At 39.1% G+C, this 22,948-nt stretch carries 21 protein-coding genes; 1 reads left to right on the forward strand and 20 read right to left on the reverse strand.

Annotated features, from left to right (window positions below; all coding sequences use genetic code 11):
• Nucleotides 1–115: 115 nt before the first annotated feature.
• The 5 genes from NV349_RS13685 to NV349_RS13705 form a co-directional block, all read right to left on the reverse strand.
• Complete coding sequence (locus NV349_RS13685) at nucleotides 116–1,453, reverse strand: dihydrolipoamide acetyltransferase family protein (RefSeq protein ID WP_058844037.1); 1,338 nt, start codon at nucleotides 1,451–1,453, stop codon at nucleotides 116–118.
• Nucleotides 1,454–1,623: 170 nt separating this feature from the next.
• The gene (locus tag NV349_RS13690; protein WP_008179931.1) at nucleotides 1,624–2,607 is read right to left on the reverse strand and encodes an alpha-ketoacid dehydrogenase subunit beta; all 984 of its coding nucleotides are present in this window, start codon (nucleotides 2,605–2,607) and stop codon (nucleotides 1,624–1,626) included.
• Nucleotides 2,607–3,623, reverse strand: coding sequence for a thiamine pyrophosphate-dependent dehydrogenase E1 component subunit alpha (locus NV349_RS13695; protein WP_036122822.1), 1,017 nt, complete (start codon nucleotides 3,621–3,623; stop codon nucleotides 2,607–2,609). Before NV349_RS13695 ends, NV349_RS13690 begins: the two co-directional genes overlap by 1 nt.
• Nucleotides 3,624–3,709: 86 nt before the next feature.
• Complete coding sequence (gene lpdA / locus NV349_RS13700) at nucleotides 3,710–5,137, reverse strand: dihydrolipoyl dehydrogenase (RefSeq protein WP_036122819.1); 1,428 nt, start codon at nucleotides 5,135–5,137, stop codon at nucleotides 3,710–3,712.
• Between the two features lie 185 nt (nucleotides 5,138–5,322).
• Nucleotides 5,323–6,417: a Leu/Phe/Val dehydrogenase gene (locus NV349_RS13705; RefSeq protein WP_048392303.1), complete on the reverse strand. Its 1,095-nt coding sequence runs from the start codon at nucleotides 6,415–6,417 to the stop codon at nucleotides 5,323–5,325.
• Between the two features lie 386 nt (nucleotides 6,418–6,803).
• On the opposite strand from NV349_RS13705, the gene NV349_RS13710 reads away from it, so the two are divergent.
• On the forward strand, nucleotides 6,804–7,040 hold the full coding sequence (locus NV349_RS13710; RefSeq protein WP_004231186.1) for a DUF2627 domain-containing protein: 237 nt from the start codon (nucleotides 6,804–6,806) through the stop codon (nucleotides 7,038–7,040).
• A gap of 46 nt (nucleotides 7,041–7,086) precedes the next feature.
• Here NV349_RS13710 and NV349_RS13715 read toward each other — a convergent pair whose 3' ends face one another.
• The 15 genes from NV349_RS13715 to nusB form a co-directional block, all read right to left on the reverse strand.
• On the reverse strand, nucleotides 7,087–7,815 hold the full coding sequence (locus NV349_RS13715; RefSeq protein ID WP_058844035.1) for a glycerophosphodiester phosphodiesterase: 729 nt from the start codon (nucleotides 7,813–7,815) through the stop codon (nucleotides 7,087–7,089).
• Nucleotides 7,808–9,379, reverse strand: coding sequence for a flagellar assembly protein A (locus tag NV349_RS13720; RefSeq protein WP_058844034.1), 1,572 nt, complete (start codon nucleotides 9,377–9,379; stop codon nucleotides 7,808–7,810). Before NV349_RS13720 ends, NV349_RS13715 begins: the two co-directional genes overlap by 8 nt.
• A gap of 314 nt (nucleotides 9,380–9,693) precedes the next feature.
• Complete coding sequence (locus tag NV349_RS13725) at nucleotides 9,694–9,894, reverse strand: hypothetical protein (RefSeq protein WP_058844033.1); 201 nt, start codon at nucleotides 9,892–9,894, stop codon at nucleotides 9,694–9,696.
• Nucleotides 9,895–10,324: 430 nt separating this feature from the next.
• Nucleotides 10,325–11,116: a sporulation transcription factor Spo0A gene (gene spo0A / locus NV349_RS13730; RefSeq protein WP_036122798.1), complete on the reverse strand. Its 792-nt coding sequence runs from the start codon at nucleotides 11,114–11,116 to the stop codon at nucleotides 10,325–10,327.
• A 370-nt stretch (nucleotides 11,117–11,486) separates the two neighbouring features.
• The gene (locus tag NV349_RS13735; protein WP_036122795.1) at nucleotides 11,487–12,434 is read right to left on the reverse strand and encodes a SpoIVB peptidase S55 domain-containing protein; all 948 of its coding nucleotides are present in this window, start codon (nucleotides 12,432–12,434) and stop codon (nucleotides 11,487–11,489) included.
• A gap of 123 nt (nucleotides 12,435–12,557) precedes the next feature.
• Nucleotides 12,558–14,249 carry a DNA repair protein RecN gene (gene recN / locus NV349_RS13740; protein ID WP_058844032.1) on the reverse strand — a complete coding sequence of 564 codons (1,692 nt, stop codon included), beginning with the start codon at nucleotides 14,247–14,249 and terminating at the stop codon, nucleotides 12,558–12,560.
• A 33-nt stretch (nucleotides 14,250–14,282) separates the two neighbouring features.
• Entirely contained in the window at nucleotides 14,283–14,732 is a 450-nt protein-coding gene (ahrC, locus tag NV349_RS13745; RefSeq protein ID WP_004231170.1) for a transcriptional regulator AhrC/ArgR, read from the reverse strand.
• A gap of 100 nt (nucleotides 14,733–14,832) precedes the next feature.
• Nucleotides 14,833–15,651, reverse strand: a complete 819-nt coding sequence (locus NV349_RS13750) for a TlyA family RNA methyltransferase (RefSeq protein WP_271910248.1) — start codon at nucleotides 15,649–15,651, stop codon at nucleotides 14,833–14,835.
• Nucleotides 15,651–17,552, reverse strand: coding sequence for a 1-deoxy-D-xylulose-5-phosphate synthase (gene dxs, locus NV349_RS13755; RefSeq protein ID WP_036122781.1), 1,902 nt, complete (start codon nucleotides 17,550–17,552; stop codon nucleotides 15,651–15,653). The genes NV349_RS13750 and dxs overlap by 1 nt, the downstream gene beginning before the upstream one ends.
• 163 nt (nucleotides 17,553–17,715) lie before the next feature.
• The gene (locus tag NV349_RS13760; protein ID WP_036122780.1) at nucleotides 17,716–18,597 is read right to left on the reverse strand and encodes a polyprenyl synthetase family protein; all 882 of its coding nucleotides are present in this window, start codon (nucleotides 18,595–18,597) and stop codon (nucleotides 17,716–17,718) included.
• Nucleotides 18,598–18,600: 3 nt separating this feature from the next.
• The gene (gene xseB, locus NV349_RS13765; RefSeq protein ID WP_008179899.1) at nucleotides 18,601–18,834 is read right to left on the reverse strand and encodes an exodeoxyribonuclease VII small subunit; all 234 of its coding nucleotides are present in this window, start codon (nucleotides 18,832–18,834) and stop codon (nucleotides 18,601–18,603) included.
• Nucleotides 18,831–20,189, reverse strand: a complete 1,359-nt coding sequence (gene xseA, locus NV349_RS13770; protein WP_058844031.1) for an exodeoxyribonuclease VII large subunit — start codon at nucleotides 20,187–20,189, stop codon at nucleotides 18,831–18,833. Before xseA ends, xseB begins: the two co-directional genes overlap by 4 nt.
• Nucleotides 20,190–20,421: 232 nt before the next feature.
• Entirely contained in the window at nucleotides 20,422–21,237 is an 816-nt protein-coding gene (locus tag NV349_RS13775) for an undecaprenyl-diphosphate phosphatase (protein WP_058844030.1), read from the reverse strand.
• Nucleotides 21,238–21,370: 133 nt separating this feature from the next.
• Nucleotides 21,371–22,225, reverse strand: a complete 855-nt coding sequence (gene folD, locus NV349_RS13780; RefSeq protein ID WP_058844029.1) for a bifunctional methylenetetrahydrofolate dehydrogenase/methenyltetrahydrofolate cyclohydrolase FolD — start codon at nucleotides 22,223–22,225, stop codon at nucleotides 21,371–21,373.
• A gap of 31 nt (nucleotides 22,226–22,256) precedes the next feature.
• Nucleotides 22,257–22,640, reverse strand: coding sequence for a transcription antitermination factor NusB (gene nusB, locus NV349_RS13785; RefSeq protein ID WP_036122758.1), 384 nt, complete (start codon nucleotides 22,638–22,640; stop codon nucleotides 22,257–22,259).
• Nucleotides 22,641–22,948 lie beyond the last annotated feature (308 nt).

Genomic DNA, 22,948 nt, shown 5'->3' on the forward strand with positions numbered 1-22,948 from the left:
GCTTAATCAGCTTCCCCCCTTAGTAGTTTCTATTTGTTATTCTACATGACAAATTGCGACTCGAAAAGCATAAAAAAAATCGGAAACCCTTATACAGCAGGTTTCCGACGAGTCATCAGTAGACTGACGTTGAAGATTTATTTGTATTTTCGAGTATTTCTTTCACTCTATTTAGGAATTTACCACATACAAGTCCATCCAACACACGATGATCTAATGATAAACATAAATTCACAATATCACGTGCAGCAAACATTCCACCTGGTAAAACGACCGGTTTTTTTACAATGCTTTCCACTTGAAGAATCGCTGCTTGTGGGTAATTAATGATCCCCATCGATTGAACAGAGCCAAATGCTCCCGTATTATTAACAGTAAATGTACCACCAGTAATGTCACCCATTGCCAATTTACCTGTACGAACTTTATTGGCAAGTTCATGGATTTCTTTAGCAATTCCTTTAATGGATTTTTCATCTGCGTGTTTTATAACAGGCACAAATAGGGCATCATCTGTTGCTACTGCAATCGAAATATTGATGTCATGCTTTTGGATAATTTTATCTTCCGCCCACATTGAATTCAGCATTGGGAATTCCTTTAATGCTTGAGCAACTGCTTTTACAAAGAAGGCGAAATATGTAAGATTAAAGCCCTCTTTTTGCTTAAATTCATTCTTTAAGCTATCACGATAAGACACTAAATCTGTTACATCCACTTCCATCATCATCCAAGCATGTGGTGCTTCATGGACACTTTTTACCATATTATTTGCAATCGCACGACGCACTTTTGTCACTGGAATTTCAATATCTCCAGGATGAACAGGTACAGGTGCAACTGCTTTTTCCACTTGTTGCTGTGGTGCTGTCGGTGCTGGCTCAACTGTAGGTTGCACCGTTGATGAAGTTGGTGCGACATCATTTGCTGTAGGGATATTGCCAGTTTCAATTAGCTTTATCAGGTCTTTTCTTGTGATACGACCACCTTCACCTGTGCCCGTCACTTGATCGAGTGCAATATCGTGCTCCTGTGCAAGTCGAAGAACGGCTGGTGAGTAGCGTACTTTATCTTTACGCGCCTCTTTTGGTGCAGCTGCTGGAGCTGCCACCTGCTGTGGTGCCTCCTGTTTCTTTTGAACACCAGCATTTAAAATAGCTGTGCTTACTGCTGATTTTTTTTCAGCTGGTGGAGGTGGTAATTCGCCCTCTCCAGCTATTTCAATCGAGCATACGACTGCCCCAACTGGCAAGGTTTGACCTTCTTGCGCAAGAAGCTCCGTAATAACCCCTTCAAATGATGATGGGATTTCAGCATTTACTTTATCTGTAACAACCTCTGCTAATGAATCATATTTTTTAACTGTATCTCCAGGCTTAACAAGCCATTTTTCAATTGTACCTTCTGTTACACTTTCGCCGAGCTGTGGCATTGTAATATTTTGAACTGACATCCTTTATTCCTCCCATCAATTAAGCCTAGGCGTCCTTGTACCTGATGCAGCGCTAAAATCATTAAACGTAGATAGGCAATTAGACAAATTTTGACTTACCTACACGTAAGTCAAAATCTGTTCATCCGTCTGAGGCTTTTCGTTTTTTCATTCAGCCTTATTGTGATCTGTTAGAACGCAGCAAGTTCTCGCATTGCACGTTCAACTTTATCAGGATTAATCATAAAATATTTCTCCATTGTTGGTGCATATGGCATGGCTGGCACATCAGGTCCTGCTAGACGTTGAATTGGAGCATCAAGCTCAAATAAACAATGTTCTGCAATAATCGCGGCAACTTCACTCATGATACTGCCTTCTTTATTATCCTCTGTGACAAGTAATACTTTGCCTGTTTTACTTGCAGCCTCAATAATCGCTTCTTTATCAAGAGGATACACCGTACGCAAATCAAGGATATGAGCGGAAATACCATCTGCAGCTAGACGTTCAGCCGCTTGGAGGGCAAAGTGCACTGCTAAACCATACGTAATTACTGTTACATCGTCCCCTTCACGTTTCACATCTGCTTTACCAATTGGTAATGTGTAATCATCTAGCGGTACTTCACCTTTTATTAAGCGATACGCGCGTTTATGTTCGAAAAATAATACCGGATCTTCATCACGAATCGCCGCTTTCAGTAAACCTTTTGCATCATATGGTGTTGATGGTATGACAATTTTCAAACCTGGTGTCCCAGCAAAAAGTGCTTCAACGGATTGTGAATGATAAAGCGCACCGTGGATGCCTCCACCAAAAGGAGCACGGATGACCATTGGACAAGTCCAATCGTTATTGGAACGGTAACGAATTTTCGCTGCCTCCGAAACGATTTGATTGACAGCTGGCATAATGAAATCAGCAAATTGCATTTCTGCAATTGGACGCATACCATACATTGCAGCACCAATTCCAACGCCTGCGATGGCACTTTCTGCAAGTGGTGTATCTAGCACGCGATATTCGCCGAATTGATCGTATAGTCCATTTGTGGCTTTAAATACCCCACCTTTACGACCAACGTCCTCTCCTAAAATGAAAACACGCTCATCACGTTCCATCTCTTCTTTCATTGCTAATGTAATCGCATCAATATAAGACATAACTGCCATTACATGTCACCTCCGTCCACTGGTGCATAAACATATTTAAGTGCATGCTCTGGTTGTGCATATGGAGCCGCTTCTGCATAATCTGTTGCTTCATTTACTTCAGCCATCACACGTTGTTCCATTTCAGTGCGAATTGTTTCTGTCATAACGCCAGCATCCATCAGATACTTTTCAAATAATAGAATCGGATCTTTTGCTTTACCTTCTGCAATATCTTCAGCCGTACGATATTGACGATCGTCATCATCTGAAGAATGGGCTGTTAAACGATATGTCACCGTTTCAATTAAGCTTGGACCTTCTCCATTACGTGCACGGTCTGCTGCTTCTTTTACCACTTTATACACTTGTAATGGACATTTACCATCTACCGTCACACCCGGCATACCGTAACCAATACCACGATCAGATACTTTGGCACAGCCTAATTGACGTTCAACTGGCACAGAGATAGCATATTGATTGTTTTCTACCATAATAATAACGGGTAGCTTATGAACACCCGCAAAGTTTGCTCCTTCATGGAAATCTCCTTGGTTAGATGAACCTTCCCCAAGCGTAACGAAAGAAACAAAATCTTCTTTTTGTAGACGTCCAGCAAGCGCAACACCAACTGCGTGCGGAACTTGCGTTGTGACAGGAGATGATCCTGTTAGAATACGATTTTTCTTTTGACCAAAGTGACCTGGCATTTGACGACCACCGGAGTTTGGATCTTCTGCTTTTGCAAATGCAGACAACATCAGTTCTCTTGGTGTCATACCAAAATGTAAAACCACACCCATATCACGATAATACGGTGCAATATAATCCTTATTATTATCAAGTGCAAAGGCTGCTCCAACTTGTGCTGCCTCCTGGCCTTGACAAGAAATAACAAACGGAATTTTACCAGAGCGATTTAATAACCACATACGCTCATCTAATCTTCTGGCCATTAACATTGTTTCGAACATAGCAAGTACATCTTCATTTGACAAACCTAAATCTTCATGTTTGATTTGTACATCTTGCATACGAACACCCCTTTCGTATTATAGAGAAATAACTATCTTATCCTATATCCCCACATTTGGATACGTTAGTTATGAAATTCAGAAAATTAAAAATGGATAGCACGATCATCAACCGCTAAAGCAGATTCCACTAAAACCTCATTTAACGATGGATGTGGATGAATAGCCTGACTAATTTCCCATGGCGTTGCATCTAATACTTTCGCTAATGATGCTTCCCCAATTAAATCGGTCACATGAGGCCCTACCATATGAATACCCAAAATATCATCTGTTTCTTCATCCGCAATAATTTTGACAAAGCCCTCTGCCTCACCATTAACTAATGCTTTCCCAATAGCCTTGAATGGGAATTTACCAATCTTTAATGAAAATCCACGTTCTTTTGCAGCACGCTCTGTCAAGCCAATGCTGGCAACCTCTGGATATGAGTAAACACATTTTGGTACTTTCAAATCATCCAATTTCTCTGTTTTACCTGTTGCAATATGTTCAATAGCTGCCATTCCTTCATGAGAAGCAACGTGTGCTAATTGTAAGCCACCAATCACATCACCTATAGCATACATATGGGATTCCTTCGTTTGATAGGAATCATTCACCTTAATAAAGCCATTTTCAACTTCGATTTCTGTATTTTCTAAGCCAATACCTTGCGTATTCGCCTCACGTCCTACACAAAGTAATAGTTTATCTGCTTCAAAAATTTCTTCTTTATCATCCACCGTCGCTGAAATGAAAACGTTATCATTTTCAATTTTGAATGTACTCGCATCTAGTCGAGCATTCGTCACAATGCGAACACCTCGTTTTTCAAGCTGTTTCGTCACTTCTTTGACGATATCTGCATCTTCTGCTGGTAAAATCGATGGACCGTATTCGACGATCGTTACATACACACCAAAATCGCATAGCATAGATGCCCACTCAATTCCGATGACACCGCCACCAACGATTAATAATGATTTTGGTAATTTTTCTAACGCTAAGGCATGATCTGAATTCAGCACATATTGCCCATCAACCGTTAAGCCTGCCATTCCACGAGGCTTTGAACCCGTTGCAATGACAACGTTTGTAGGAACAAGCATTTCATTTTCATCACCATTGGACATCTCTACAGAAATCGTGCCCGGCATAGGAGAGAAAATAGATGGCCCTAAAATTCGCCCTGTACCCTGATAAACATCTATTTTGCCTTTTTTCATCAGTGTATTCACACCTTGACTTAATTGCTCAACGATGGCTTGTTTTCTAGCCTGAACTTTGTCAAATTGCAATGTCACACCTTCAATATCGACACCATAGTCACTAGCTGTTTTATTAGCCATGCGATATACTTCCGCACTTCGAAGTAAGGCTTTACTTGGGATACAACCTTTATGTAAGCAAGTTCCGCCTAAGCGTTCACGTTCTACAATAGCTGTTTTCAAGCCCAACTGCGCAGCTCGAATGGCAGCAACATATCCGCCTGTACCTCCACCTAAGATGACAACATCATAATTTTGAGCCATGTTTATTCCCCCTTTTGAGAAAAATGCTAAAGTAATCTATCTATTAAACAACCAACTTACCAATTTTCCAACGGTTAGTTCTTGCTTTAGAAGAGCCTTAGCTTCACTTCATCGAGATCCTTATTTCTGGTTGAAAATAGAAGAAGTCGACAATGCGACTTCTCATAATGTATCAACCATGTCGATTAGCGACCGTGTAAAATATTTTTTTCATTTTTTAAGAATTGGCTGCGAGATTTCGCTACACGAGCGATACGTTCCTCAGCTAAGCGATTCGCTGCCACATATGTTGGAATGCCATCTCGTTTAGAAATAGCAAAGATTTTTTCAATACTATCATAAATACCATCAACGCGTTTCATTGCACGTTCACGATTATAACCATATAATTCATCTGCAACGTTTATCACGCCACCAGCATTAATCACATAGTCTGGTGCATAGACGATACCTAATTCATGCAAATAGTCACCATGGCGAGAATCTTTTAATTGGTTATTAGCAGATCCAGCAATCACTTTCGCTTTTAGTTGTGGAATTGTTTCATCGTTTAAAATAGCGCCTAATGCACATGGTGAGAAAATATCGACTTCCTGCGCATAAATTTCATCGGGTGCCACTGCAATAGCGTCGAAGTCATTAACAACTCGATCAATGGCTGCCTGATTGATATCTGTTACAACAAGTTTTGCCCCTTCATTATGTAAATACTCGCAAAGCTTGTAGGCTACATTTCCTAGACCCTGTACAGAAACTTTTAATCCTTCTAATGAATCGGAACCAAATGCTTCTTTTGCCGCCGCTTTCATACCACGGTAAACGCCATACGCTGTTACTGGAGATGGGTTACCTGAAGAACCAAATGCAGGAGAAATTCCTGTTACATAGTTTGTTTCTTCATGGATTAAATCCATATCCGATACCGTTGTACCTACATCTTCGGCTGTAATATAACGGCCATTCAATCCTTGGATGAAACGACCTAATGCACGAAACATTTCTTCATTTTTATCTTTAAATGGGTCACCTATAATGACCGTTTTTCCACCGCCAAGGTTTAAACCAGCTGCAGCATTTTTGTAAGTCATACCCCTTGCTAAACGTAACGCATCTTCAATTGCATTTTCTTCTGATGCATATGTCCACATACGTGCTCCACCTAGTGCTGGTCCAAGTGTCGTATCATGGATAGCGATAACCGCTTTTAACCCTGATGCTTCATCTTGGCAAAATACCAATTGTTCATAATCATACTTTTCCATATACTTGAAGATTTCCATGAAACTCGCCCCTTTGCTTTGGAAAGTGCATCCCCAAATGCCCATCCAATCAAGTTTTATCTAACAATCCTGTCTCCATCGCGTTGCCATCTCAGTAAAACTGAGCCCCTCTTATTCAGTAGGTGTTTAGACCCCAATGTATGAAGAAAAAATTGTTTAGTAATGGATAATATTGCTCCACTTATTTTTACAATACTGACAAATTCACAATTTCGCAACTATTATTACATATTCTTATTTAAGTAAGAATTTTCTAAACATTCTGTTACAGCCGCTACTTTATGTCCTTCCTCGTTTTTATTTAAAAATATTATATTGATTTCTCCCTTCCTTGACATTCCATCATCCACAGGTACAATTAATCATAGGAATAAGGAGGGGTATGCATGGCCCGTTTAGCTGCATTTATTGTAATGCTTATTCCAGGTCTTATGGCTGCAGGTGGCATTAAATTTATGCGTGATACATTATTTGGTAAACTCATTTCACCATTCCCATTTTTATGGCTACAATTTGTAGTAGGTGTTATTTTCTTTGTAATAGGCTTTGGATTTTTCGCAGGATTTTTACTACATCGCGACCGAAAAAATGGAAAAGTAGCACCACGCTTTCAGAAAAAATAAAAATAGCTATCCACATAAGTCTCACTGACTTACTGGATAGCTATTTTTATAGACGCTGCTGTGCTGCGATGACTCTATCAGGATAATCTGTAATCCAACCAATCACAGCATGATGTGGATTTGTTAAGAAAGGCTCTGAGCCATCTATTGCATAAAAACGGCATGCTTTCTCACTTGTGACACAAGCCTCTAAGTATCTTGGTTTATAATATCTTTTATGCATATGGACACAGTCAGCCCCTTGATAATCAGCTAGCAAATCCCATTTTATTTTTTTCGTGGCAATAAGAGCTGTTTCATATTCAGGTCTATGCGCTTTCACAATCTCTAGAAGCTCGTAGTGAAAGGACGAAAAATGACTTCCCGTTGGCAGAACTAAGCCTCGAAGGAAGTTAATCAGACCACTTCTATTGTCCAGGATCGTTGATTTTAATTCAATATTCAATGGTAGCTGCTGTTGATTTGCCCATGCTAAAACCGCATCAAATGCTGGTATTTTATACGATGAAAATAGACGTCTCCAAGGCTTTCCTAGTTTAAAGCGCAGAAGCTCCTCTATCGTACAATCACTCACCAGTTTATTGGTGCCGACGAGTCTTGATAACTGTGGATCATGATAGATTACAGGTAATCCCTCTTTTGAAAATTGAATATCTAATTCAATCCCGTCCGCCCCTAGCTCTAATGCTTTTTCAAAAGCCTGAAAGGTATTCTCCAATGCATAAGCAGATGCACCTCGATGTGCAAAGACAGGGATACATGATGAATTAGACATTTAACTCACCAAATTCGAGCAGGAATTTACCATTCGTCATTTTGCTTAATAACGATGATTTTCTACCAATTTGAATATACGTACCAGGATGTGCCTCTTTTGTTACAATAATTTCTTCTTTTCCGACATGACGCATTTCATCCATTAATATTTTAACTTCACGATCTAATGTTAAGGCTTCAGCCTTTAATTTTGTTAAAGCTTGCTTTGTCTCTTCAAATGAAGCCGTTTGTTCTTTGGACATTTGATTGAGAAATGGCAATAAGCTTTTCATTTTCATCTCATGGGCAGAAATTTCCGCTTGAATTTCTTTTAGCTGTGCTGCTTTTTCTTGCATGACAGAATTATTTTCTTGCTTATTGATGCTTTCAATTATCAAATCAGTTCGGCGCTCTAAGCGATTGCCTGAAATGGCCGTGACAATAGTATTTTTAGCTACCGCACGTCCCCCAATAATTTTACCTTTTCGTTCGTCCACATAAATGGAATGGGCAGAAAGCTGTGAGCCTAGCGCATAAAAACCAATATGAATACTATCACCTGCAAATAAATTCGCTTCATTCACATGCTTTACAAATATATTGCCCCCTGCTTCCACTATTGTTGAACCGAGTCCAAAAATGCCCCCACGAATATAAACGTCACCCTCAATGGATTTAATAAGCTTGGCACCGCTTACACCCTCTGCACCATCGATGGAAATATCACCAGTCGCAATCACTGTATAGCCACTTGTCACCGTTCCTTTAATACTAAGTGAACCATTAAATTCGAGATTGCCTGTTTCCACTCCAACATCGCCGTTTATAGGAAGGTGTCGGTTTACACCAATCATCCCCTTAACATCATCTAAAACACCGGCAATTTTCGAGCGGATTACAACTTTTCCGTCCTCTTCCACTTCATAGGCAGATTTTGTATCGTATTTTATAGGAAAATCTCGCCCCGGTACAGCAGCAACTACTTCACCTAGCACATTTTTCCCTGCTTTACCTAATGTAGCAGGAATCTTTTCACCTAGCCATGAGCCTTCTGAAATTTCTGAAATGAAATTCATATCATAGTAATCTGCTTTACCGTCGTCACGAATGACCGGCTTTCTCTCTGGCTTAGGTAAGTATGTAATTTGTGCATCCATTCCTGCTACAGGTGGTTCTCCTTGAGCAATTAAAAATGCTTTTCCTGGCTCAGCCTTCGAAATATCAAAATCTAATATTCCATGTACAATGCCTTTTTCTTCAAGTGTTTCATGTACTTGTTGTGTCAATTTTTCGTGATTATTTTGAATATATTCGAGCGTTTCATATATAAAAATAGAGGCTGACATTTTATCACGTGCTATTTCAGCTTCCACATTCGGAAGCCAGCGACCAATTTCAACCAGGCTTGTATTTTGGGTTGACAACACGGTTTTTAAAATTGAAAAATTAGATAATTTAAGTCGTGGATGACTACGTAGAATGCTATCAAATTCTTTTAATGGGAAACCGGCATTAAAAGTAAGCATAAATACCTTGCCATTTTCTTCAGAAATTTCGAAGTTTTCATTTCGAACTAGAATCAAGCTACCTCCTCCTTCCCTCTACATGTAAGTATATACAATCACCTTCCATTTGTTTAGAGACCATTGTCACTACCTAGAAAGAAAATAGTACTACTAAACCATTAATATATCCGACAATATTTTATTTTTAAAAAAATAAATTAGTTATTTAACACTATTTTTCTGCTTGTTTTTGTGTTTTTTTATTATAATTGATGATATTTTCTAAGTTATTCCATTAGATTAGATTGAACAATCGTATTCCTAGAACAGGTAGTAAGGGGTTGCATCGCACTTAATCATAGTTCTTTTTAGTTCTTTTATACTACATTTTTTTAATTTTTCAATAGGTCATCAATACATATTTGGCTATTTTCAATATAGTAAGTGGAACCAATTTGTTTCAATTGCTCACGATTCATATAATTCATACTTATTTTACCATCTAATGCGACACGCACCTCAAATAAATTTTCCTCTATTTGTGTGATTTCTAGCGAATTCATTCCATCCAGTTGGAAATTTACAGTTTTCATTTTGAACACCTACTTTATAATTACTTCTCAATCAATGAATGCAATAAAAAAATACCCCAAACAGACGGGGTAGAAAAAATAAACTATTACCAAGCAGTATAACCAAAGTCATAAGTAAAATCTACTGTTGCCTTATTTGCCTATATTTTTATTTGATGTTTATGAAAAGGCGTAGCATTATCTTTTGCTTTTTTGCTGAAATTAAGGCTTAAGGTAACAAAGTTTAAGTACATGAGGGTACATTTTATAGAAAATAAACCAAGGCTTTTTTGCGGAACAATCCAACATATAACGGTCCATTTCGATTATAAGAAACATAAAAATACGCCTTTCTAAACAGTGGTTAAACTGTCTAAAAAAGGCGTTATAAAAATATGCAGTATAATTGCTATAATCAGTTTTTCTGTCAATGTCCGCTAAGACTAGGCGTTTAGCTAGCCATCATATCAATGCGGATTTTGTCTGCGATCATGGCAATGAATTCACTATTTGTTGGTTTGGATTTTAAGTGATGCACAGTGTAGCCAAACATCGACGAAATGGATTCATAATTGCCACGATTCCACGCAACCTCAATGGCATGTCGGATGGCACGTTCCACGCGAGATGGTGTCGTATTGAATTTTTTCGCGATTTCCGGATATAAAATTTTTGTCACAGATCCTAGTAGCTCAATATCCTCAAAGACCATTTGAATGGCTTCACGTAAATAAGAATACCCTTTAATATGTGCAGGTACACCGATTTCTTTAATGATGGCCGTAATCGTGCTGTCTAATTGATGCTGATTTAATTTTTGAGGTACTGTCGGTTGTAACACGCTTGTCTTTTTCGGAAGTGTCGCCTTCTGTCCAGCACAATGTAGAATTTTTTGTACCAATTGATCGAATTCAAATGGTTTTAGCATGAAATAGGAAGCCCCTAAATCGACCGCTTGTTTCATGACATCTTCCTGGCCAAAAGCTGTTAGCATAATGACTTGGATGGATGCCATTTTCTCATTTTGATACATGGACTCTAATACAGCTAAACCGTCAAGATGAGGCATTATTATATCTAGAAGTAAAATATCTGGTGTGAATTCCTCAAGCATTTGTAGACAAACTTTCCCATTTGAAGCAGTTGCAATAATTTCTATTTCGGCATGTCCTTGAAAATACTGCTCCATTGTTTTTAATAACTCACGATTATCATCTGCAATCGCTACTTTTACCTTTGTCATTTCAATTCCTCCTTCTGGACTTGCTTTGAACACCTCAAAGCGTTAACCTAACCCCTAAATGCCGTTTTTGGCACACTGTGGAATTTTCGACATTTTTGTTTTAAAAACCTTTTCTATTTCCAAAAATGAGTATGTAGTCCGATACTTTCTTTTTATATCGACAAGTTACGCTAAATAGCTGCAACCTGTCGAATGCTCTTATTACTTATTTTAGATAAAAAATGTAGATAAAACTACAGTTTTTTTAAATATCATGACTCCTTCAGGAAGTTATCAGAAATACTTGTTGAAAAGGTAAAAATCCGCGTAGCTTCCTGCGGCTCTTGCTATGCTCACGGAAAAAAGCGGATTTTTACCATTCATCATTTTTTTAGGAAGATCTTCTTAACATTTCTGCTACAGTTAGTGCTGCTCCTTTTTTCGGCTCCTCCACAAACATATGTGTCACAGCACCGACAAAACGTCCGTCTTGAATGATAGGACTGCCACTCATTCCCTGCAAAATACCACCAGTTTTTTCGATGAGCTTTTTGTCAGATACTAAAAATTCAAGGCGTTCATTTTCAACTTTTGTAATTTCAATCGTAAAGGATTCCACCTTACTGCCTTCAATGGCTGTATAGATTTCAGCTTTCCCAGCTTTTATATCTTTTTCGTGCATAATTTCTATGGCTTTGGGCAATCTTTGTTGATAACCCTCTTCCCAACGGCCAAAAATACCATAAATAGTATTTTTATCTATACTGCCTAGTCGTTCTTGGTGCTTTTCAATGGAGGAAATTTTATAGCCTGGTTGACCCGGTGTGCTTTTGCGAATTTGTTGGATGGAAGCTAAAAATATGGAGCCTGCTTTAAAAACAGGGGCTTCTTGTAGGGTTGAATCGACAATTTGATGACCTAGTGCACCGTAATTTTTTGTCTCTGGATCAATATAAGTCAGTGTTCCTACTCCATCTGTTTCATCTTTTAAAAAGGAAATGACATGCTCTGCTTCTTGGTCTTGTAACTCCAGTGTAATTTGTTGGCCACCACTATTGATCGTCCATTTCTGTTGGCCATCCTTTGCCACAGCTTGTTTGGCATCAGCAAGAGATTTTACTGGGACATCATTTATTTTTTCAATCACAGCACCTCCCTTCATCCACTGATTGGAAGCTAACAGTACATCATGTGCTACAAATACATGTGATAATTGAAGTTGAATTCCAATCGCTTCGCCCATTGGTATAAGCTTTTTGGCGGCAAAAGCTTGTATAGGCAACACTAACAAAAAGATGAGCATAGGCAAAATGACTAATTGACGCCAATGACGATTCATACGACACCTCCTTTTCATTTTTGTCTTTTTACTATGTGTTGTTGTGCCATTCTTATAAGCGGTAAATATTTGTGCAAAATGAAAAAAGCCAGAAACAGCAGACACTGTTCCTGGCATAAAAATTTAACGCATCTGTTTTTTTCGTTCATCCGCCATTTTTAAAAGTTCCGTTGCATGCTGTAATGTTAAGGCGGTAATTTCTGTTCCGGACATCATGCGACTTACTTCTTCAATTCGAGCATCTTGATCAATCTCTGATAAAGATGTAAATGTTCGATCATGCTCCACTTCTTTTTTTATAAAGTAATGATGATCAGCCATAGCAGCAACTTGCGGTAAATGTGAAATACATAAAACTTGAGAATTAACGGAAATCGCGGCTATTTTTTCTGCAATGGCTTGCGCCACACGGCCACTGACACCCGTATCAACCTCATCAAAAATAATGGATGTAATGCCATTAGAAGAGGAAAAAATGGTTTTTAATGCAAGCATCATGCGCGATAATTCTCCGCCTGATGCAATTTTTGGTAAAGACTTCGGCGGTTCTCCAACGTTTGTAGAGATATAGAAAATGATCTGATCTTTCCCGTTAGCATCAAAATATGGTAATTCATCGAAATTGACAATAAATTTTGCTTTTTCCATATGTAATTCACGTAACTCTGCCATAATTGCTTCACTTAATTGCTGGGCGGCAGCTTTACGTACAGTTGAAAGTTCACTCGCCAGATCACTGAGCACAGCTTCCATTTCTAACACACGTCGTTCTTTCACTTGCAATATTTCATCACGATTCAACAGCTCATTTAACTCTGTTTTAATTTTTTCGTAATACGCTAAAATTTCTTCCACTGTTGAACCATATTTGCGCTTTAAATTTTGCAATAACGCTAAACGTTGCTCAACCTCATTTAAACGAGCTGGATCAAATTCTAATTCATCTAATACATTTTTGACCTGATAGGCTGCATCCTGCAAGGCATAAAACGCAGTTGTCACCGCTTCAGAAGCTTCTTTAAATTGTTCGTCAACTGTTGCAGCATCTTCTAGCGCGCCCATAGCTGCACCAATCCAATCGAGTCCTTTCGATTCGCCTTGAATGGCCTCATAAGCTGCACTAGAGCGTTCAAAAATTTTATTGAAGTTCATAAGACGGCGACGTTCATCTAGGAGCTCGTCTTCCTCACCTAGCTTTAAATTAGCTTCCTCTAGCTCTTTTATTTGGAATTGATACAAATCAATCCGTTGTGCCATCAATTGTTCATCGATGGATATGGAGGCTAAGTCTTTTTTGAGTAAACGGTATTCCTCATAGTGAGTACTATACGTTTTTTGAATAGGTGACAGCTCTTCCTCTGCAAACTGGTCAAGCAAATTAATATGCTGTTTTTCATCCATCAACTCTTGATTTTCATGTTGACCATGAATATCAATGAGACTTGCCCCAATATCTCTTAAAACGGATAAGGGCACAAGCTTTCCATTTACACGGCAAATACTTTTACCAGAATCATTTAAATCACGGCGTAAAATAACGGTATCTTCTTCTATTTCAATGCCTGCTTCTTCTAATTTTTTCAGAACGGGATGAATGGAACTCGAAATTTGAAATAAGCCACCCAATTCTGCCTTTCTTGCGCCATGACGAATAAATTCAGTATTGCCTCGTCCCCCCGCAAGTAAATGCACAGCATCAATGATAATGGATTTTCCAGCACCCGTTTCCCCTGTGAGTACAGTTAAGCCTTCTGAAAAACTCACTGTCAAATCCTCAATGATAGCAAAGTTTCGAATACTAAGCTCTCTTAACACAAATTGTCACCTCTGAATCAAATTCCCCATTTTTTAAAGCATGTCTAATAAGCGATTTTTTGTATTTTCACGCTCATTTTCATTTCGACAAATAATTAAAATGGTATCATCTCCAGAAATTGTACCTAAAATTTCTGGCCAATCTAAATGATCAAGTAAGGATGCAATCGCATTCGCATTCCCTGGGAGAGCTTTCATCACTAAAAAGTGAGATGCGCCATCAATACTTACAAATGCATCTGCTAATGCACGATGTAATTTTTGGACTGGGTTGAAACGCTGATCTGCGGGCAGACTATATTTATAGCGACCATCCTGTAATGGTACTTTTACTAAATGTAGCTCTTTTATATCGCGTGATACCGTAGCTTGTGTCACATTATAGCCTGCTTCTTTTAAAAAATCGACTAAATCATCTTGTGTTTCAATTTCATGATTGGCGATAATATCCCGAATCCGTATATGTCGTTGTCCTTTATTCAACGAAATCACCTCTTATAAATAATAGTATATGTGTATAATCACCCTACCATTTTCAACAAAAAAGCACAAGAAAAAACACGGCTCAATAAGCGAGCACGTGTTATTTTAAAGAATTATGCGCTTCTTCAACGAGTGCATTAAAAGCTGTATATGCAGGGATGACTTCTTCTCCAATAGGATTCACTAAATGGAATAAAAATTCAATATTTCCTTCTCCACCTGTGATTGGAGAGAAAGAGGCATCCTTCACGACAAAGCCAAGCGTTGTCGCCATAGTGGCCGTCTTTTCTAATACTTCTAAATGTACTTTTTTATCACGAACAATCCCTTTTTTACCAACCTTATCTTTCCCCGCTTCAAACTGAGGTTTCACCAATGCCATAACATCACCACCTGGCAGCAATAATGTTTTTAAGACTGGTAAAATCAGTGACAACGAGATAAAGCTAACATCAATTGTGGCAAAAGCAGGTAAGCCTTCTGATAAATCAGCTGCCGTGGTATAGCGAAAATTCGTTTTTTCCATGACCGTGACACGTTCATCCGAGCGAATTTTCCAAGCCAATTGGTTCGAGCCAACATCCAGTGCATAGCAATGTCTTGCGCCATGTTGTAAGGCACAATCTGTAAAGCCGCCTGTAGAGGAGCCAATGTCAAGCATTAGCTTCCCTTCTACAGACATATCAAAAATTTGCAGGGCCTTTTCTAGCTTCAGACCACCACGACTTACATATTTTAAATCAGAGCCCTTTACTTGTAGCGGTGCATCGACGGCAATTTTCTCGCCTGCCTTATCAATACGTATTTCATTCGAAAAAACAAGTCCTGCCATAATGGAACGTTTTGCTTTTTCTCGTGTTTCACATAATCCACGCTCTACAAGTAAAATATCTACTCGTTCTTTTAGTTGTTTTGTCATTATTTATTCAAACCTACTTGCTGTTTTTGTTGAAGTAATACATGCATACGTGCAACCGTATCCTCTGCAGTCATATGAATTTCTGCAAGAAGCTGATCGACGTTACCATGCTCGATATATTGATCTGGAATTCCCATACGATCAATGAGCGCATTTAAATAACCATGGTCGTGAGCAAATTCTAATACACCACTACCGAACCCACCTTGTAGAACTGCTTCTTCAATCGTTAAAATCGGTTTATGATCGGCTAATATACGGTGCAGCATATTTTCATCCATCGGTTTGATAAAGCGAGCATTGACTACTTCAATGTCGATCCCTTGCTGTGCTAACATGTCAGCCGCTGCCATTGCCATTGGAATCGTTGTTCCAAATGTCAAAATCGATGCATCTTTCCCCTCACGCAATACTTCCCAACTACCAATCGGTAATGCGACAAGCTCATCATCTAGTGGCACACCTATACCGTTTCCTCGTGGGTAACGAAGAGCAATAGGACCACCATCATAATCAATCGCTGTTTTCACCATATGCTGCCCTTCATTTTCATCCTTTGGCATCATAATCGTCATGTTTGGAATATGACGAAGGAACGCAATATCAAATACACCTTGATGTGTTTCTCCATCTGCTCCCACTAAGCCAGCACGATCAATACCGATAAAGACATTTAAATTTGGGCGAGCAATATCATGCAATACTTGGTCATAGGCACGTTGCAGGAATGTAGAATAAATTGCTAGAAATGGCTTCATCTTCTGTGTGGCTAGACCTGCTGCCATTGTTGCTGCATGTTGTTCAGCAATTCCTACATCAAAGAAACGATTTGGGAAGTCTTTTTGTATGCCTTGTAGCTTGGAGCCAACAGGCATAGCGGGTGTAATAGTCACCACACGCTTATCCTCATGAGCAATTTTACGTACCGTCTCAGCAACTAAACTACTCCAAGCTGGCCCCTTGGCCTCAGACTTGACAAAGGCACCGTTTTCAATTTTATAAGGACCTGTCCCATGCCAATTGCCAATAGTATCGTCCTCAGCAGGTTTATAGCCTTTCCCTTTTTTCGTAATCACATGAAGAAGGACTGGGCCTTTCACTTTTTTCGCATAAGATAAAGTCGTTTCAAGAGCCTCGAAATCATGTCCATCAATCGGACCAAGATATTTAAAACCTAGCTCCTCAAAAAACACTCCAGATACCACTAAATATTTTAAGCTGTCCTTCAAACGTTCAGCTGTAGAAGCAAGCTTACCACCTAATACAGGAATTTTATTAATGAGTGATTCTAGCTCTTCTTTCGCTTTGGAGTACTCCTTGGCTGTACGCAAACGACCTAAAACACTGTGTAAAGCACCAACATTTGGTGCAATCGACATTTCATTATCATTTAGTATGACAATCATATTCGTTTTCGCATGCCCAATATGATTTAAAGCCTCCAGTGCCATACCACCAGTTAAAGCGCCATCACCAATGATCGGGATAACATAGCTTTGTTCTTTTTTAATATCACGTGCTGCTGCCATACCCATGGCTGCTGATAAGGAAGTCGAGCTATGACCTGTTTCCCATTCATCATGTTCACTCTCCACGCGCTTTGGAAATCCACAAAGCCCTTTGAACTGACGCAGGGTGTCAAATTGACTCGCACGACCTGTTAAAATTTTATGCACGTAAGCTTGGTGGCCAACATCCCACAAAAACTTATCTTTTGGACTGTCAAACATTTTATGCAGCATTATCGTTAGTTCAACTACGCCTAAATTCGGCCCGATATGCCCGCCTGTGACAGAACATTTTTCGATTAAGAAGGTACGAATTTCTTGAGCAAGTTGCTCAAGCTCCTTCCTATTTAAGTTTTTTAAAAAGGATGGACTAGTTATTTTATTTAAATCCACCTTTCTCACACACCTTTTCAATAAAATATTCACCGCAATTGTGTTTCCACCATTATAACAGTGTTATCAATATGCTAAAAGTACGAACACTCCATTGTTTGCATATTGCAAACGTTCCCACCTATTCTAGCATATTCTTTTCCTTCAACGCCTTAATTTTCTCTTAGTTTTTACGATGAACAATATACGCAGCAAAGTCACGTAACAAGCTGACATCTATTGGTAATTGATCAAGTGCATTAATGGCATGTTGATAATGCTCAGCAAGCTTTTCTTTTGCTCCCTCTAACGTTAATAGTGCTGGGTAGGTGCTTTTATCACTAGCTACATCTTTCCCAGCTGTTTTTCCTAGTTCTTCTGTCGTTCCTTCAATATCTAAAATATCGTCTTGAATTTGGAAAGCAAGACCGATATGATGCGCATATTCCTTCAAAGTAGCACGGTCCTGCGCTGATACATCTGCTAATACAGCTCCCGCTTCAATACTAAAGCGCAATAAAGCACCTGTTTTATTGACATGGACCTGTTCCAGTTCAGCTAAATTCAACTGACGTTGCTCCCCTTCCATATCAAGTACTTGACCACCAACCATGCCTTCTGCGCCTGCTGCTACGCTAAGCAATTGGACAAGTTCAATGCGTTTTTCAGCAGACACTTCCATACGTGCTAAAATGCCAAATGCCAATGTATTTAGAGCATCTCCAGCTAATGTAGCCAGTGCTTCTCCAAACACCTTATGATTTGTTGGCTTGCCTCTTCTGAAATCATCATTATCCATGCTCGGTAAATCATCATGGATTAATGAATATGTGTGAATGATTTCAATTACAGAACCGATAATCAAACCGTCCTGTAGATTTTTACGGTAAAGCTCAAGCACAGCTAAGACAAAAAGTGGACGAATACGTTTACCGCCTGCCTTTAATGAATAAAGCATGGATTCCTTTAAATCCGCTGGTGCATCAATTTTTTCAACAAGTGCATACATGGTTTCTTCAATTTGTGGTATATTGCTTTCGATAAAGTACTTTAATGGCTCATTCATTTCCTAATTCTCTCCCTTTAGTGGATCAAATGCTGTTGTTTCACCAGTTTCTTGGACAATCGATACAAGCTGCTCTTCTGCATGTTGCAGCTTACTATGGCAAAACTTTGATAGCTCCATTCCTTGCTTGTATAAATCAATCGCATTTTCCAATGGCACATCGCCTTGCTCTAGCTGGCGAACGATTTCTTCTAATGCCGTCATGGCTTCTGCAAATGTTTGTTGTTTTTCTGTCACAACGATTCCCCCTCATTCTTTGGCAAGATATTCGTCACTTCAGCCACTACCTTTCCATCATGGAAAGTGAGCGTAAGCTGATCCTGCTTTTGCACCTCAGTGGATGATTTAATCATTTGCTGATCTTTATATGCTACTGTAAAGCCTCTAGTTAGAATGGATAGTGGATTTAAAGCTTCTAATGTTCTAACAGTTGCCTCGAATTGTTGTTGCTGCTTCGCCACATAATACGTCGTAGCACGAGATAATTGTTGGATGCGTGCTTCAAGCTCCCGTTGATGGAAGGCTAGTGCTTTTTTTGGTGAATGTTGCTCCACCGTACTATGTAATTGTTGAAGCTGGGCGCCTTTCTTCATCAAATCCACTTGCATCGCTGTCTGCAATCCGGACTCAAGCTGTGCTAATCTTTCCGTAAAAGGTCGATAAAGTCTTTCGGGCATGGACAATGGATAAGACTGTTGGAGTTTATTTAGACGTTGACGTTCAGCCATAAGTTGCGACCTAACCATCTGATGAAGTTGTGATTTTTGCGAAAGCACACGTTGAAATAATTCCGCCTGATCTGGTACAGCCATTTCGGCGGCTGCTGTTGGTGTAGGTGCACGTAAATCAGCAACATAATCAGCAATTGTCGTATCTGTTTCGTGACCAACTGCGCTAATAATAGGGATTCGACTGTCGAAAATAGCCCGTGCGACTATTTCTTCGTTAAATGCCCAAAGATCCTCGATTGAGCCTCCCCCTCGTCCGACTATCAACACGTCACAGCTTGCCTCCTGATTAGCACGTTGAATATTTTGCACAATATTCGGGGCTGCTTGTGCTCCTTGAACAAGTGTTGGATAAATTAAAATCTCAGCCAGTGGGTATCGTCTCTTTAACGTCGTACAAATATCTCGAATGGCAGCACCGGTTGTCGATGTTAACACACCAATTTTTTCAGGAAACTTTGGAATAGGCTGCTTCCACTCCGGTTTAAAAAGCCCTTCTTTTTGCAATTGCTCTTTTAATTGATTAAAGGCTACAAATAAGCTTCCAATGCCATCAGGTTGCATTTCCTGCACATAGAGCTGATAGGTTCCATAGCCTTCGTAAACGTTTACATCACCGCGAATAAATACTTGCATACCTTCCTTTGGCTCAAATGCTAACTTCGCGGCCGCTGTTTTAAACATGGTAGCCGCTATTCGGGCACCATCGTCCTTTAATGTAAAGTAAATATGACCTGATTGATGAATTTTAACATTCGATAATTCACCCTTTACATATACTTCGCGTAAATGTGGATCGGCATCAAATTTTCGTTTAATATATTTTGTTAACGCTTTTACAGTTAAATAAGAAGCAGAGGACATGTTTTCGGCTCCTTTACTAAAATCAAGTTTTTCACAAAACTACACCTATCATAACATTTTTTACGGTCGTTGACGTGACTAAAATGCAGTTTCGCTAGAAAAAACGACGATGTTTCCTCTATCGAAAAATAACTATAACACATTCCTACACGTTCTCACTATTAGAAACCGTATATTGTAATACATTACAAAACAAAGTCCCATAACATGAGTCGTTATGAGACTTTATATTTTAATAGAATAGTAATAAAAGGGTCCCTACAATAAAGCAATAGTACGTAAAATAGCTAAGTTTACCACTTTTCATAATGCCCATAAACCAACGCATCGCAAAATAAGTCATAATGAGTGTTGCTAGGAAAGTAGCTGCATAGGGCAACGCTAATGTACCTTTATTCGGTTCGTCTAAAAAATCTGTAATCCCTAGGACAACCCCACCCAAACTTACAGGAATATAAAGCATAAAGGAGAAACGTAAGGCAGTATCCTGCTTCATCCCTACGGCTATTGCTGAAATAATTGTTGCTCCTGAACGGCTAATACCTGGCGTTAAAGCAACCGCTTGCCCCAATCCTACAATAATGGCATCTTTTGCACGTAAATCTGCATCTTTTTTCTTGCCACGCATATTACGTATTAACCATAATGCGGCCCCTGTGACAAATAACATGAGCGCAATCGTTGTCATACTGACGTTATCAGCTATGACATCACTTAATAACACCCCTAAAACGCCAGCAGGGATCGAACCAATCACGATATACAAAGCAAAGCGAAAATCTGCATGATACCGTTTTTCACGTGTCTTCAGATAAAGAAAAAAATGGGTAATAAGCCGAACAATATCCTCACGATAAATATACATAATAGCAAGTAGCGAAGCTGTATTTGTTAAAATGGCAAACGTAAATCCTTGCTCCCCAAGTCCAAGTATTTCACTGGCGATCATCACATGTCCACTCGACGATACAGGAATGGGTTCTGTGAAACCTTGGACAAGACCAATGATGATATGTTTGACAATTAACACAATATCGATATTTTCCATAAAAACCTCCTTCTAAGTATGTATGTCCCAAACGTTACATTAGACGTCAAAAACAGCATAAAAGTTCTGAATTTACGTCACATAAAAAAGGCATCTCAAAACAATGTTGAGATGCCTTTTTTCGTAAGGTTATTTATTGTGCAAGCTTATTTTCAGCTGCTTGCACAGTGTTGAATAGTAACATAGTGATGGTCATTGGGCCTACGCCGCCTGGTACAGGCGTAATATGAGACGCAATTCCATCCACTTCTACAAAGTTTACGTCACCGCATAATTTATTGTTGTCATCGCGATTAATCCCTACATCAATGACAACAGCCCCTTCTTTTACATGCTCTTTCGTAATAAAGTTCGCACGTCCAACAGCGGCAATTAAAATATCTGCTTGTTTTGTAAATGAAGGCAAATCTGGCGTTTTAGAATGCGTATAGGTCACCGTTGCATCCTTTTGCAATAATAGTTGTCCCATTGGTTTACCAACGATATGACTACGTCCTACGATGACTGCATGTTTTCCAGCGATTTCAATTCCTGAATACTCAAGAAGCTTCATCACGCCAAACGGTGTACAAGGTAAAAATGTTTCTTGGCCAAGCATCATTTTCCCAACACTGACAGGTGAGAAACCGTCGACATCTTTCTCGACAGCTATCGTTGCAATGACTGTATCCTCATCAATATGTTTTGGGAGTGGTAATTGTACTAAAATACCGTGAATATCCTCACGTTGATTTAAACGTTGAATTTGCGCTAATAATTCCTCTTGCGTTGTTTCTTCTGGTAATTTAATGAGTTCTGAGAACATACCAATTGCTTCACAAGATTTTTGTTTATTTCTCACATATGTAGCTGAAGCTTGGTTGTCTCCAACTAATACAACCGCTAAACCAGGTGTTAACCCTCGTTCTTTTAAACGAATGACACGCTCCGCCACAGCATTACGAATTTCTTGACCAATCTCTTTACCATTAATAATTGCACTTGACATAAACCTTCGTTACTCCTTCCAATTCAACACATTATTCTTGTTCTGTAAATTTAGAAAGTACACCATTGACGAATTTAGATGAACTATCTTCGCCAAATGTTTTACATAACTCGATTGCTTCGTTTAGTACTACTCTTTTTGGTGTTTCAGGCATGTATAACAGTTCGTATACAGCTAGGCGTAATACCGTTCTTTCAATTTTGGGTAGACGGGCAAGTGACCACTTTTCAAGATGCTGTTCTAATGTAGCATCGATTTCCTCCAAATGTTCAGCTGTTCCATTCACAATCTTTTCATAGAAGGCATTGGTAGGTTGACCTTTAATATGGCCCATTGCTTCTTCAACTGTTAGATCCGTGTTGTCTAGCTGAAACAAAACTTGCAACGCTTTTTCGCGTGCTTCATGTCGTTTCATGTAAAGCTCTCCTTCTTAAGTGGCATTAAGGTTTATAATAGCATAAAATCGCCCGAGAAACACGATTTCAAGCAAGTTTTCAATAATCTGAAACCTTTTCCAAGGAACTTTTTGCTTCATTTAGCCTTTCATTCAATTGGAGCTCTCCTCTAATCAAATATGGTTATTCAAAAATGAAGGTTTCATTTCCATAATGGTATACTAAAGAAGAAAATAAAAAGAATCTTCAGAGGTGTTGACAATGCAATATGAGGCTGTATGCACGAGCTGTAAAAAACCATTTAAATTGATGGAAGGTGAGGAGCAAT

Source organism: Lysinibacillus sp. OF-1 (genome assembly GCF_028356935.1).
Lineage (GTDB): Bacteria > Bacillota > Bacilli > Bacillales_A > Planococcaceae > Lysinibacillus > Lysinibacillus fusiformis_D.

Bases quoted from the DNA above. Each gene is read 5' to 3' on its own strand.
- NV349_RS13705 (WP_048392303.1), bottom strand. From the start codon at position 6,417: ATGGAAATCTTCAAGTATATGGAAAAGTATGATTATGAACAATTGGTA.
- NV349_RS13750 (WP_271910248.1), bottom strand. From the start codon at position 15,651: ATGACAAAACAACTAAAAGAACGAGTAGATATTTTACTTGTAGAGCGT.
- NV349_RS13725 (WP_058844033.1), bottom strand. From the start codon at position 9,894: ATGAAAACTGTAAATTTCCAACTGGATGGAATGAATTCGCTAGAAATC.
- NV349_RS13760 (WP_036122780.1), bottom strand. From the start codon at position 18,597: ATGAATGAGCCATTAAAGTACTTTATCGAAAGCAATATACCACAAATT.
- NV349_RS13695 (WP_036122822.1), bottom strand. From the start codon at position 3,623: ATGCAAGATGTACAAATCAAACATGAAGATTTAGGTTTGTCAAATGAA.
- NV349_RS13685 (WP_058844037.1), bottom strand. From the start codon at position 1,453: ATGTCAGTTCAAAATATTACAATGCCACAGCTCGGCGAAAGTGTAACA.
- folD (WP_058844029.1), bottom strand. From the start codon at position 22,225: ATGTCAAGTGCAATTATTAATGGTAAAGAGATTGGTCAAGAAATTCGT.
- spo0A (WP_036122798.1), bottom strand. From the start codon at position 11,116: ATGACAAAGGTAAAAGTAGCGATTGCAGATGATAATCGTGAGTTATTA.
- nusB (WP_036122758.1), bottom strand. From the start codon at position 22,640: ATGAAACGACATGAAGCACGCGAAAAAGCGTTGCAAGTTTTGTTTCAG.
- NV349_RS13710 (WP_004231186.1), top strand. From the start codon at position 6,804: ATGGCCCGTTTAGCTGCATTTATTGTAATGCTTATTCCAGGTCTTATG.
- xseA (WP_058844031.1), bottom strand. From the start codon at position 20,189: ATGTCCTCTGCTTCTTATTTAACTGTAAAAGCGTTAACAAAATATATT.
- NV349_RS13735 (WP_036122795.1), bottom strand. From the start codon at position 12,434: ATGAATCGTCATTGGCGTCAATTAGTCATTTTGCCTATGCTCATCTTT.
- lpdA (WP_036122819.1), bottom strand. From the start codon at position 5,137: ATGGCTCAAAATTATGATGTTGTCATCTTAGGTGGAGGTACAGGCGGA.
- NV349_RS13690 (WP_008179931.1), bottom strand. From the start codon at position 2,607: ATGGCAGTTATGTCTTATATTGATGCGATTACATTAGCAATGAAAGAA.
- NV349_RS13775 (WP_058844030.1), bottom strand. From the start codon at position 21,237: ATGGAAAATATCGATATTGTGTTAATTGTCAAACATATCATCATTGGT.
- NV349_RS13715 (WP_058844035.1), bottom strand. From the start codon at position 7,815: ATGTCTAATTCATCATGTATCCCTGTCTTTGCACATCGAGGTGCATCT.